We start from the raw sequence: 12,645 nt of genomic DNA, 5'->3' as shown, positions 1-12,645 counted from the left end.
AATTGGGAACGGATTTGCATGCACCATTGGGCCAGAACCGCAAGGCTGGCCGAAAGCGGCCGAATGTCCTGCGGATCGGCCGGATTGCCGCTAGCCTCTGCCTGATCACGATCGGCGGCTTTTCTCTCTACACGATGCTCAGTGACGATGGCCTTCAGCGGACAAAGCCGCCTCTGGCCGATCCAGCGGCGTCACCTCCAACGGATGCCGTCCAGAAACTCCCGACGCAGAGCCAGGCCGCAAATGGCATGCCTCGCTCCGATCCGCATTCGGGTGCGAATGTCGAGCAGATGGTGACCGGGGACGGCTCTGTTGTGACCAAATACAGCCCGCGGCCACGCGATGACAACGGCCCGGTTCTAGTGGACGCCATGCAGGTCGGCCAGGATCCGCGCATGGCAGCGATGCCGAATGAGAGCCTTCTGGAGGACGGCCCTTTTGGCCGCCTACCCATCATCGGGCCGGATGGCCGTCGCCCGATGGATCAGTATGCGCGTCCATGGTCCGGCGCACGCGGCACCCGTGTGGCGATCGTGGTCAGCGGTCTCGGTCTCAGTCAGACGGGTACGCAGCGCGCCATCAAGAAACTTCCGGAGGAAGTCACCCTCGCATTCGCCGCGAGCGGCAACAGCCTGCAGCGCTGGATGCAGGAAGCGCGCCGCGACGGTCATGAGATCCTCATGCAAGTTCCACTGGAGCCCTTCGATTACCCGGCGAACAATCCCGGCCCGGAAACGCTGCTGATTTCGAAGTCACCGGGAAAGAACATCGAAAACCTGCATCGCGCGATGGCCGAAATCACCAATTATACGGGAATCATGAACTACCTGGGCGGACGCTTCCTCTCAAATCCCGATGCCATGGAGCCGGTGATGCGCGATATCAGCAAGCGCGGCTTGCTGTTTCTCGACGACGGTTCTTCCGCGCAATCAAAGACGGAAGCTGTGGCGAAGGGAACAGAGCTTCCCTATGCCTTTGCGGATCTGCAGCTCGACGGTCAGGTTGATGTCAATTCAATCCTGAAGAAGCTTGACGAGCTCGAGCGCATTGCCAAGCGGAACGGCCAGGCAATTGGCGTTGCGTCGGCTTTCGACGAGAGTATTGACGCAATTTCCAAATGGAGCGAAGAGGCGGGCATGCGCGGCATTGAGATCGTCGGTGTTGCTGCTCTTGCTACAGACCCTAAAAATCCTTGAGGAGCACCCACGTGAATCAGGCGATAGTCAAAGCCGAAGACCTTCCTTACCGTCCCTGCGTCGGTGTGATGATCCTCAACCGCAATGGGCTCGTGTGGGCGGGGCGGCGCATTCCGGATGGCAATTCCGAATATGATGGCTCGCCTCAGCTATGGCAGATGCCGCAAGGCGGTATCGACAAGGGCGAAGATCCGCTCGAAGCCGCATACCGCGAACTGTACGAGGAAACCGGCATCAGAACGGTGACCTTGCTCGCAGAGGCCAGGGATTGGATCAACTATGATCTGCCGCCGCAGCTGATCGGCATCGGCCTCAAGGGGAAGTTTCGCGGCCAGACGCAACGCTGGTTCGCCTTTCGCTTCGAAGGCGACGAAAGCGAAATCGCCATCAACCCGCCGCCCGGCGGCCACGAGCCAGAGTTTGATGCCTGGGAGTGGAAATCCATGCACGAGCTGCCTGGGCTGATCGTGCCCTTCAAACGCGGCGTCTACGACCGGGTCGTATCGGAATTCAGCCACTTGGCCGACCTGCGAGCGGCGGACTGACGGCGGCAGCAGTCTCTCGGGTCCAGATCCAATTTGCCGGTCCCCGAACAACCGAGGACGCCCAAGGCTTACCGTCGATGATTTTGGCCTTTCCTGTTCAAGCTCGGAAATTTGAAGAAAACAGGATAGCCACCGGTAAGCCCTTCAACGGCAGTCCTGCTTCGCCTCCCGACGCCTCCCTTTTCCAATCCTGTTCAACATGGAGAATCTTTTGATTTCGCGGGGCTGAAGGTTCTGCAATTCATCGAGGGTGGGGGGTTACAGTAGACGCGGCCACTTTCTATCAGCCACGTCGCTTTTGTTGCGAAGTCTCAAGCCGAAGAGCGGCTGAGAGCCAAGCGAACCCTGTTCAAAATTGCCTCCGCAGCGACTATACTCTTTGCCTTGGACGGGAGAGAGCTCATGCGTCCACTAGCCCAGTGCCAAACGTTATTGGCCGCGGTTCTGGCGGGCGCTGCCGCTGTGGTTTCGACATCTGCGTCCGCTCAGGATCGCCTCGCCGAGCGTACGGCGATGATCGAAACAATCAATTTGCACGCTCGCTCAGCGCCGTCAGCCGTCGAGGGCCAGGGCATCGATCCGGTGGTACTGAAGACCATGGGGAAGGTGCCGCGCCACTTCTTCGTGCCCGAGGAGCTGCGCAGGGCGGCCTATCGAGATCGACCACTGCCGATCGGATACGGTCAGACAATCTCGCAGCCCTTCATCGTCGCGCTGATGACCGACCTGATCAACGTCGGCCCTAGTGACGTTGTCCTTGAGATCGGCACTGGCTCGGGCTATCAGGCAGCCGTCTTGTCGCCGCTCGCAGCAAAGGTTTACTCGATTGAGATCATACCGAAACTGGGCGAACGGGCAGCCGCCCGGCTCGCGGAGCTCCACTTCGACAATGTCGAGGTGAAGGTAGGCGACGGTTACTATGGTTGGCCTGCGCACGCGCCTTTCGACGGGATCGTGGTGACTGCTGCTGCCAGCCACATCCCCCCGCCGCTGGTCGAACAGCTCGCACGGGGCGGCCGGATGGTCGTCCCCGTCGGAGGTCCCTTCGCGACCCAGTTTCTCATGCTGGTCGAGAAGCGAGTGGACGGAAGCATCACGACCCGGCAGCTGTTGCCGGTGAGCTTTGTGCCACTGAGGGGAGGTCAGGCCCGATGAGAGTGGGTCGCCTGCTGCCGGTCGGTCTCATATCGGCGGCGACCCTTGCCCACGAAGTGCTCCTGATGCGGCTCTTCTCGATCATTCAGTGGCATCATTTCGCCTATATGATCATAAGCATCACGCTCCTGGGCTTCGGCGCGAGCGGTACATTCCTTGCGCTTGCCCACCGCCCTCTGGTGGATCGCTATCCCGCCGCGTTCGCAGCGTCGGCAGCCCTGTTCAGCACTACTGCGGTTGCCAGTGTCGCCGGTGCCGAACGGCTTCCGTTCAACGCGCTCGAGATTATCTGGAATCCGGGGCAGCTCGGTTGGCTCGCGGCCAGCTATGCTCTCCTGGTTCTGCCGTTCTTTTTCGGCGCAACCTGTATCGGCCTTGCCTTCATCCGCCACCCTGGCCAGATTGGACGCGTCTATGCCTTCGACCTGGTTGGCGCAGGGATCGGCGCGCTGGGCACCGTCGGGCTCTTGTTCCTTGTCCCTCCCCCTGCGGCACTGTATTTCGTCGCAGCGCTGGGATTCGCTGCGGCTGCTCTCGCCGCGACGGACATGGCTCGTCATCGGTGGCTCGCCGTCGGCAGTTTGGGGGTTGCAGCCTTGCTCATCGCGGTGTGGCTACCACCGTCCTGGACGGCCCCCGGCCCGCACATGTCGCAGTACAAGGGCCTGCGCATGGCTCTCGAAGTGCCGAACGCGCGAGTGGCCGAGGAGCGATCAAGCCCGTTGGGACTGCTGACGGTCGTCGAGAGCCCGACCGTGCCTTTCCGGTACGCGCCGGGCCTCAGCCTCGCCAACACCCAAGAGCCGCCCGCGCAACTCGCCGTCTTCACCGATGGCGACAGTATTACGACGATCACCGCCTATGGCGGCGATCCCACGACAGTCGCATATCTCGATCGGACAACAGCGGCGCTCCCGTACCGCCTCCTTAAGCGACCGCGAGTGCTGATCCTTGGTGTCGGCGGCGGCGAGCAGGTGCTGCTCGCGCTGCGCGCCGGAGCCGACACCGTGGATGCCGTAGAGGTTAACCCGCAGATGATCGACCTTGCTCGCAATCGCTTCGCGGATTTCGCCGGCGGCATCTTTAGCCGCCCAAACGTGCATCTGCATTTGGCCGAGGCGCGCGCCTTCGCCGCGGCTACTGGCGAGCGTTACGACCTGATCCAGATGCCGCTCCTTGACTCTTTCAGTGCGGCCGCGGCCGGCGTACAGACCATGCATGAGAACTACACCTACACGCTGGAGGCGCTGCGGGATTACCTCGCAGTGCTGAGACCGGGTGGTATTATTGCCGTCACGCGATGGCTGCGGGCGCCGCCACGCGACATCCTCAAGCTGTTCGCCACCGCTACCGCAGCGCTTGAAGCTGATGGCGTGGCCGAGGCAGGCCAGCACCTTGCGCTGATCCGCAGCTGGAACACTGCAACCCTCCTCGTCGCCAGGTCGGCGTTCACCGGCGAAGACGTCGCAGCCATCCGCGGCTTCGCGGCCGAGAATTTCTTTGACATTTCCTGGGCGCCGGGCATCTCGTCGGCCGACGTGAACCGCTACAACCAGCTCGACCAGGAGTATCTCTACGAAGGAGCCCTCGCTCTCCTCAGCCCCGAGCGGGCAGACTTCATCGAGCGCTACAAGTTCGATATTGCACCCGCCACTGACGATCGGCCTTATTTCTTCGATTTTTTCCGCTGGCGCGCCCTGCCCGAACTCCTGACGCTGCGCACGCAAGGTGGGGCAGCGATGCTCGACTGGGGCTACCTGATCCTGGCGACGACGCTCGTCCAGGCGGCGATCCTCAGCGCCGTCCTGATTCTGCTGCCGCTCTGGCTTCGCCGGCGGGCACTCGGGAGAGGAGTACATCGGCTGCGCTTCGGGCTCTATTTCCTTTCCTTGGGCCTGGCCTTCCTCTTCATCGAGATCGCCTTCATTCAGCGCTTCGTGCTGTTCCTCGGCCATCCGCTTTACGCTGTCGCCGTCGTGCTTGCGGGATTCCTTGCCTTCGCGGGTCTCGGTAGCGCCGTAGCCGCACGCTGGATGGCGGTCGTCGGACGCGGATCAGCGGTGCGCGGCATTGCACTCGCCGTCGTGGTGATCGCATGCCTGGCTACCACCTACCTGCTCGCGCTGCCTTTGGTATTCGAACGGCTGCTCGCACTCCCGGATGCCGCGAAGATCGCGATCGCACTCCTCCTCATAGCGCCACTCGCCATCTTCATGGGCATGCCCTTCCCCCTCGGCCTCGGTCACGTTGGCGCCTGCTCGGAGGCGTTTATTCCCTGGGCGTGGGGGATCAATGGCTGTGCATCGGTGCTGAGCGCAATCCTCGCCGTACTGCTTGCCATGCATATCGGGTTCACTGGCGTCGTGGTGATCGCCACCATCCTCTATCTTGTCGCCCCGGCCCTACTCGCCGGGTCGTGGGACCCATACGATCAGCAGACGCCGCAAGGCTTTGTTCCAGATCGAGACCGGGCGCGGGTTGAACCAGCGTCTGGAAACCCGATCCGGCTAGCGAGTGCGCCGATCAAATCCGGGAGGGGACGATGTCCGTAGCCCTCGTCGCACATTGTGACTGGAGCATCGATCGACAGAAACGCTGGCAGTGCGTCGCTGTTTGCGACGGTAGCCGTTGGATAATATCGGCACCGGAGCCCGTCAGTGATACGGCGACGTTGCTGCCCGGCTACGGCAGCGTTGCCAAATTCGATGGTACGACGCGTGGTGACGGCGTGCCGGATGATAAGGTTATTGGTCAGTGGGAAGGTTGGATCCTCGGCCAAGCAGGCGCAAGGGGCCGAGGTTCCCGACGGCGTGGGGCACCGCCATAAGGTAATGCCCTCGTTCGCCACCGGAGACGGGAAGAGCACTGTTCCCGCGAATTAATCCTGCCGCAACACGCGTCCTCGACGTGAAAAGCCAACCGGCCGCATTTTTGCGGCCGGTTGGCTTTGAAGGTTCAGTCACTCGGCCTCGTTGGCAGAGTCGGCGTTCAGCTGACCGTACTTGGCTTCGCCGATCTTCTCGAGCAGGTCCAGCTGCGTTTCGAGGAAATCGATATGGCCCTCTTCATCCGCAAGGAGCTCTTCGAAGAGCTTCATGGAGACGTAATCCCCCGCGTCATGACAGATGTCGCGCGACTTTTTGTAGGCTGTGCGGGCGTCATACTCGCCGGCAAGATCGGCCTCCAGAACTTCCTTGACGTTCTGGCCGATACGCAACGGAGCAAGCGTCTGCAGGTTTGGATGGCCCTCAAGGAAGATGATGCGCGCGACGAGGCGGTCGGCATGATGCATTTCTTCGATGGATTCGGCGCGCTCCTTCTTGGCAAGCTTGGTATAGCCCCAGTCCTCCAACAGGCGGTAGTGAACCCAGTATTGGTTGACCGCGCCAAGTTCGAGGAAGAGTGCCTCGTTAAGCCGCTCGATGACTTTTTTGTCGCCTTTCAATGTCCGCTCTCCTGGTTTCTTCGTGGAATTGTTTCAGGCGGGACATGAAATCAAATATCTCATCATCCGTCGAGTGGCGACAGGCATGATATTCCTCAGTCGTCCGGATGATGAGATCGACGACATTAGGGAAACAGCCGCAGCAACGGCCGCGCTTTTCCATGGCGTGATAGACCTTCGCAGGCACGATAAGCTGCCAACAGTCTTCATCGAGAAGGCTGTTGATAACCTCCCGGATTTCCTTGTCGGTTATATAATTGCAGCTGCAAACGAGCACGTCTTCATTCCAAACATGACACTGACTATCGTGTTTTCTGCAAAAGAAGATGGGGACTGTCAAGAAAAAATCGAGATGGAATGCATATGGATTTTTGTTTGGCGTTCACATGGTGGCAAAAACCTCTCGTCTGGCATCGATGGTTTCCCGCTCCCGCTGGCACTCGCGTACCTGCCTACGTTTTGCGAAGAGAACATGCCGCTGGGGCTTAATGGCTGACGTAGTGGCAGGCTCTGGCCGTACGTTCATACTTGACCTCCATTTGCTCCAGTTTTGGACAAAGCAGGTGAGCATGGTGTTTTTCAGAGGCGCGAGAGTGTTAAAACCTCTGCTGTTATGAGTCTTGGCAGAGGAAACATCACGGAAATGGACACGGCTGGCACCCAACGGGCTCGCGCACTGGAACTCCTGAAGGCCCGACATATGCTGCGGCTGAAGCATTTCGTCGCGAACGGCATTGGCTCAGAGACGCTCGCGCGTCTCGTGCGAGATGAAGAAGTCGTTCGTCCGGCGCGCGGCCTTTACCAACTTCCCGACGCTGCGGCCGACGCACGACATACTCTGGCCGAGGCATCGGCGCTAGTGCCGAAAGGGATCGTCTGCCTGACCTCGGCGCTGCAATTTCATGAGCTGACGCTGCAAACGCCGTCGGCGGTCTGGATGGCCATCGATCGAACGGCTTGGCGCCCCAAGATCGACTATCCGCCTATCCGTTTCGTACGCTTCACCGGCGCCGCTCATACCGAGGGCGTCGAACGGCATTGCATCGAGGGGGTCAAGGTGCCGATCACAAATCCGGCGCATTCGATCGTCGATTGCTTCCGCTATCGGACGAAAGTTGGCCTCGATGTTGCGATGGAGGGGCTGCGCGAGGGGCTCCGGCAGCGCAAGACGACAAGTGACGAACTCTGGACATATGCGAAGAGGGCAAGAATCTGGTCGATCATGCGACCCTATGTTGAAGCGACGGTGGCTGATGGCGCGTGAACCGAAGAAAAACGTCGGAGCATCGGTGCGCGCCCGGCTCCTGGATCGGAGAGATATACCCGCGCTACGCCAGATTAGCTTCCTATGGCTGGCCGCCCTGGCGGACATCGTTGGACGCCAGTATCAATGAAAATTGCGTCCCTTCGGCATGACCTGCGCGGTCTCCGCGGCATTCGTCTCACCGCTTGCTGATATCATTCGCCTTTCGATGGCCGCTTTTTCGAGAATACCCGCCATCTTTTTTCCACGAGGATCGGCCGTCGGCCGCACTGCTTCGTCGGCGCGCTCGCATGCGCCGAAACGTTGCGCCCCCTTCTGCAGTAGACCGAGAGCGGGCGTCATATCTTCGATGTGCTCGACGACCGTATGAATTACGCCGCTATGACTTTGCAGTCTGCCGTGGATTTTCACGAGACGCGCGCCCATGACGATCGAACGGTATTTCTCAAAAGCCTTTTTCCAGATAATGGCATTGGCAACGCCCGTTTCATCCTCCAGCGTCATGAAGACCACCCCCTTGGCGGTGCCCGGCCGCTGGCGGACCAGCACCAGCCCCGCAATCGTCACCTTCGTTCCGTTCGGCACGGTCAGAAGATCGACATTGCGCGTCATTCCAGCTCTCCGGAAGTCCTCTCGCAGGAAGGAAACAGGGTGCGCCTTCAGTGACAGCGAAAGAGAGCGATAATCCTCGACCACCTGTTCGCCCGGCAGCATTTCGGGCAGTTTCATCCTCGGTTCGACTTGGAGATCGACATGGGATACCCGATCGAACAAGGGCAGCTTCTCTGCCGCACTTTTCACGTCGAGCGCCCGCGCTGCCCAGAGCGCCTCTCGCCGTGACAAGCCGATGGAACCGAACGCATCTGCATCTGCCAGCCGTTCGATATCCGATTTCTCAAGGCCTGAGCGCAGCCATAGATCGCGGATCGATCTATACCCGGCACCTCGATTTACGATCAATTTCTCCATTATCTTGTCTTCGGAAAGGCCCTTCACCTGCCGGAAACCGAGACGAACCGCTCTCTTCGTCCGGATGACTTCGCACATATCCTTGTGCCGGAAATCGATTTTCGACCTGTCGAAACGGGCTTCCTCCAAGAGGCAATCCCAATCCGAACGGTTGATATCGACCGCACGAATTTCCACGCCGTGCTCCCGCACATCCCGGACCAGTTGCGCCGGCGCATAAAACCCCATCGGCTGCGAGTTCAGCATCGCCGCGCAGAAAACATCGGGATAATAGGCCTTGATCCAGGATGAAGCGTAAACGAGCAGCGCGAAGGATGCCGCGTGGCTTTCCGGAAAGCCGTACTCGCCGAAACCCTTGATCTGGTTGAAGCATTGCTGCGCGAATTCACGGGCGTAGTTCTTTGCGATCATTCCATCGATGAACCGCTTCTCGAAATTGCCGATCGTTCCTGTTCTCTTGAACGTCGCCATTGCCCGCCGAAGCCGGTCGGCTTCTGCGGGTGCAAAACCTGCGGCGGTGATCGCAATCTGCATGGCTTGCTCCTGAAACAGGGGAACGCCAAGCGTTCTTTCAAGGACCGCTTCCAATTCCGGGTTGGGATATTCGATCGGGATGTTCCTTTTCCACTGTTCTCGGCGTTTCAGATAAGGATGCACCATGTCGCCTTGGATCGGTCCCGGCCGCACGATCGCCACCTCGATGACGAGATCGTAGAATTTCGTCGGTTTCAGACGCGGCAGCATGCTCATCTGCGCCCGGCTTTCGATCTGGAAGACGCCCAGCGTATCGGCCCGGCACATCATGGCGTAGACGGGCTCGCCTTCCTCCCCGTGCTCCTTGTTACCTAGATCGGCAAGGGTCTTCTTCACGTCGTAATGAAGCTGAAGGAGCGAAAAGGCCTTCCGCAGGCAGGTCAGCATGCCGAGCGCCAGGACGTCCACCTTGAGGATCTTGACGTTGTCGAGGTCGTCCTTGTCCCACTCGATCATGTAGCGATCCGGCATCGCCGTCTTCATGATGGGTACGACTTCGTCGAGCCGGTCCCGGGTGATGACAAATCCGCCGACATGCTGGGTGAGGTGGCGCGGAAACCCGAGAAGCTCGGACGCATATCTGAGAACGTTCTTCGTCACCGGATCGCCAATGTCGAGGCCGCCCGCCTTTGCGTCGCGCTCCGACAGACTGTCCTCCGACCAGCCCCAGACGAGACTGCTGATCGCCGACTGAACATCTTCCGAAAGCCCAAAGGCCTTGGCGACTTCGCGGCCAGCCGAGCGCGTGCGATACGTAGTCACTCCCGCCGTTAGCCCGGCATGCTCGATGCCGTATCTTTTATAGATGAACTGGATGACCTCCTCGCGCCTGTCATGCTCGAAATCGACGTCGATGTCCGGCGGCTCGTCCCGGTCCATCGAGATAAACCGGTCGAAGAGAAGCGTGCTCTTGGCCGGATCGACTTCCGTTATTTCGAGGCAGTAGCAGATGACCGAATTCGCAGCCGAGCCTCGACCCTGGCAAAGAATCTTCAGCTCACAACGGGCATGCTGGATGATCTTGTGAACGGTCAGGAAATAGGACGCGTATTTCTTCTCGCGGATGAGGTTGAGTTCATAGTCGATCTGCGCCGCGATCTTTTCGGGGATACCCTCCGGATAGCGTTTTTGCGCTCCCGCGCGCGTCAACCGTTCGAGCGTTTCGTAAGGTGTCTCGCCGGGATCGTTTTCAGGCGGATAATTGTGCTCCAACTCGCTGAGCGAGAAGGTGAGGCTGGCGAAGAACGTGCGCGTATTTTCGATCGCATCGGGATAGTCCCTGAAGAGACGGAACATTTCGCGTGCTCCCTTGAGATAGCGCTCGGCATTCGGCGCCAGGAGGAAACCGGCTTCGGCAATCGGCACATGCTCCCGGATCGCGATCACGATATCGGAGAGGGCGCGGCGCTCAGGATGATGGTAAAGGGGCTGATTGGTCGCGATCAGCGGAATGCGGTTGCGCGCCGCGAGCATGGCAAGCACTGCGAAGGCCTGCCTGTCGCGGCCGTCATAGGCCGGCACCAGCGCTATGTGGAATGCTTTGCGGAATCGCTTCCGGAACCGCTCCAGACGGTCTTCCAGCGCCTTCCGTCCGGCAGCGTCGTCCAGGACGGACCGGTCGGGAACGAGAGCGAGCACCATCTCGTCTCCCCATTCCATGAATTCCGTCTCCGTGAGAATGCAGGTCCCCTTCTCCGCTTCGTCCTTCAGGTTCCCGACGCTCAGCAGGCGGCAAAGATGCGCCCATCCCTGCCTGTTCCGTGGATAGGCAAGAACATCTGGGGTTCCATCCGAAAAGACGAGACGTGCACCTGGCTGGATGCGGATCGGATCGGGAATGTTCCTCTTCTTCTCGTCCCCTTCCAGAAGGCCGGCTTCCTTCCTTTCGAATTTTTTCCTGATCTCCTCCGCCTGCGCATGCGCCCGCACGACGCCGGCAACTGAATTCTTGTCCGCAATCCCGAGTCCGCCGAGCTTCAGGCAAGCCGCCTGCACGACCATCTCCTCGGGGCTGGAGGCTCCTTCGAGAAACGAAAAATTCGTTCTTGCACCGATCTCGAAAAATGCAGGCACCGTGCTCATGCGAAAATCCCATGCATGAACCAGCGTGGAGGAAGTGCATGCCCGTAAAAACCTTCGCGATAGATCCAGAAACGGTGACCGGCATCATCCTCGATGCGGAAATAATCGCGCGCCTCGGCATCCGCGCCATCGATCCACCATTCCATGGCAAGCCGCTCCGGTCCCTCGCTTGTTGCCACGCGATGCTGCATGCGCCGCCAGCGGAAGACTTGCGGCGGGCCGTCCGGCACCTCGGCAAGCAGGGCCTCCATTCGCTCCGGCCTGGCAAAAAGCCGCAGGGGACGCTCGCTCCGTGAAGGAAAGGAATTTCCCTCCTCCGCCTTCCGGCGTGCCGGAAGGCCTTCCATGGCGGGAATTGCAGTCACCGCCCGTTCCGGCACGTGGCTCTCGCGCAGTTGAAATCTCTGTAGGCAATCCGTGCCGAGGCGGGCCGAGACTCGGTCGATGAAAGTCGCAAGCGACATCTCGTTCTGTCGGCCGCCTTCGAAATCCCCCTGTGCCGCATCGAATGGATCATGGCGCAGCACATTCAGCCGCAGGATTTCAAAGCCGTAGCCGGCATCGAGATCGTCGTGGATTGCCTGCAGACGCTCGCAGAACAGCGAAGCGATCTGCTTCGGATCCCTGAGAGGCTGTGAGGCCCCGACGGGAATCCTGAAGACCCTGCCGTCGACGCGAAACAGCACGAGTTCGAACGCGCGGCCGCCGGCCCCGCGTGCCTCAAGCGATGCTTTCAGTGATGCGGCAATCTGGCCGGTGACGGCGAGGATATCTTCTTCCGTACCAATCGGCTCGATGAGGCGTCGTTCCGCGGAAAGACTGGCAACGGGCCGCCGCGGGGAAACCGCCTCCTCTTCCGCTACCAGCGCCTGATCGAGCCTATGCAGGAGTTGCGCGCCGAAACGGCGGGCCAACGGTGCGCGGGGGGCACACAGGAGGTCGCCGATATATTTGAGCCCGAGCTTCTTCAGTGCCTCGACAGTCTCTTCCTCCAGCCGAAGGGCCGCGACCGGCAGCGGCGCCAGCACATGTTCCATCTCATCGGCTTCGATGACGCCACCACTCCCGAAGCGGGAAACGGCCCAGGAGAGGCCCGGCGACGAAGAGATCGCGCCGCAAACATCGAGCCCCATATGGAAGAGCCGGGAAAGGATATCCTTGAGCATAGCCCTTTCGCCGCCAAAGAGATGGGCGCAGCCTGTAATATCCAGAAACAGGCCGTCCTTGCCGTCGAACGCCACCAGCGGCGTATAACGGTCGCACCAATCAGCGATGCCTTCGAGAAGCCGGCGATCGGCGGCCGGATCTTCCTCGATGACATCCAGAAGGGGGAATATGGCGCGCGCTTCAGCTACCCCTTGGTTTTTCTTCAGTTTAATCCGTTCCGCTACCTCATCGAGTGCCGTCAGGCGCATGGCATTGTTGAACCGTCCAGAACAGACGATCGGCGGCACG

Annotated in this window: 9 protein-coding genes; 5 read left to right on the top strand and 4 right to left on the bottom strand. The window is 60.2% G+C overall.

Going from position 1 to position 12,645, the window contains the following annotated elements:
* Positions 1 to 2: 2 nt before the first annotated feature.
* From ACZ9BX_RS16100 to ACZ9BX_RS16085, 4 genes are all read left to right on the top strand, one after another.
* Entirely contained in the window at positions 3 to 1,196 is a 1,194-nt protein-coding gene (locus ACZ9BX_RS16100; RefSeq protein WP_132562096.1) for a divergent polysaccharide deacetylase family protein, read from the top strand.
* A gap of 11 nt (positions 1,197 to 1,207) precedes the next feature.
* On the top strand, positions 1,208 to 1,741 hold the full coding sequence (locus tag ACZ9BX_RS16095; protein WP_476218863.1) for an RNA pyrophosphohydrolase: 534 nt from the start codon (positions 1,208 to 1,210) through the stop codon (positions 1,739 to 1,741).
* Positions 1,742 to 2,143: 402 nt separating this feature from the next.
* Positions 2,144 to 2,896 carry a protein-L-isoaspartate(D-aspartate) O-methyltransferase gene (locus tag ACZ9BX_RS16090; RefSeq protein WP_476218862.1) on the top strand — a complete coding sequence of 251 codons (753 nt, stop codon included), beginning with the start codon at positions 2,144 to 2,146 and terminating at the stop codon, positions 2,894 to 2,896.
* Positions 2,893 to 5,448 (top strand): spermine/spermidine synthase domain-containing protein, encoded by a 2,556-nt coding sequence (locus tag ACZ9BX_RS16085; RefSeq protein WP_476218861.1) that lies wholly within the window; start codon positions 2,893 to 2,895, stop codon positions 5,446 to 5,448. Before ACZ9BX_RS16090 ends, ACZ9BX_RS16085 begins: the two co-directional genes overlap by 4 nt.
* A gap of 407 nt (positions 5,449 to 5,855) precedes the next feature.
* On the opposite strand, the gene bfr is transcribed toward ACZ9BX_RS16085, so the two are convergent.
* Entirely contained in the window at positions 5,856 to 6,341 is a 486-nt protein-coding gene (gene bfr / locus ACZ9BX_RS16080) for a bacterioferritin (protein ID WP_027512212.1), read from the bottom strand.
* Positions 6,307 to 6,681 (bottom strand): (2Fe-2S)-binding protein, encoded by a 375-nt coding sequence (locus ACZ9BX_RS16075; RefSeq protein ID WP_476218860.1) that lies wholly within the window; start codon positions 6,679 to 6,681, stop codon positions 6,307 to 6,309. The genes bfr and ACZ9BX_RS16075 overlap by 35 nt, the downstream gene beginning before the upstream one ends.
* 303 nt (positions 6,682 to 6,984) lie before the next feature.
* Between ACZ9BX_RS16075 and ACZ9BX_RS16070 the strand changes: the two genes are divergently transcribed.
* Positions 6,985 to 7,605, top strand: a complete 621-nt coding sequence (locus ACZ9BX_RS16070; RefSeq protein ID WP_476218859.1) for a type IV toxin-antitoxin system AbiEi family antitoxin domain-containing protein — start codon at positions 6,985 to 6,987, stop codon at positions 7,603 to 7,605.
* A gap of 123 nt (positions 7,606 to 7,728) precedes the next feature.
* Here the strand turns inward: ACZ9BX_RS16070 and ACZ9BX_RS16065 are convergent, their stop codons facing one another.
* Together ACZ9BX_RS16065 and ACZ9BX_RS16060 are read right to left on the bottom strand one after the other, a co-directional pair.
* Positions 7,729 to 11,190 carry an error-prone DNA polymerase gene (locus ACZ9BX_RS16065; protein WP_476218858.1) on the bottom strand — a complete coding sequence of 1,154 codons (3,462 nt, stop codon included), beginning with the start codon at positions 11,188 to 11,190 and terminating at the stop codon, positions 7,729 to 7,731.
* Positions 11,187 to 12,644, bottom strand: coding sequence for a Y-family DNA polymerase (locus ACZ9BX_RS16060; protein ID WP_476218857.1), 1,458 nt, complete (start codon positions 12,642 to 12,644; stop codon positions 11,187 to 11,189). Before ACZ9BX_RS16060 ends, ACZ9BX_RS16065 begins: the two co-directional genes overlap by 4 nt.
* Position 12,645 lies beyond the last annotated feature (1 nt).

The organism is Rhizobium sp. USDA 3886, assembly GCF_056279785.1.
This window is presented reverse-complemented; position numbering and strand designations above follow the sequence as displayed.

Coding starts and splice junctions, on each gene's coding strand:
- ACZ9BX_RS16090 (WP_476218862.1), top strand. CDS start 2,144: ATGCGTCCACTAGCCCAGTGCCAAACGTTATTGGCCGCGGTTCTGGCG.
- ACZ9BX_RS16085 (WP_476218861.1), top strand. CDS start 2,893: ATGAGAGTGGGTCGCCTGCTGCCGGTCGGTCTCATATCGGCGGCGACC.
- ACZ9BX_RS16070 (WP_476218859.1), top strand. CDS start 6,985: ATGGACACGGCTGGCACCCAACGGGCTCGCGCACTGGAACTCCTGAAG.
- ACZ9BX_RS16065 (WP_476218858.1), bottom strand. CDS start 11,190: ATGAGCACGGTGCCTGCATTTTTCGAGATCGGTGCAAGAACGAATTTT.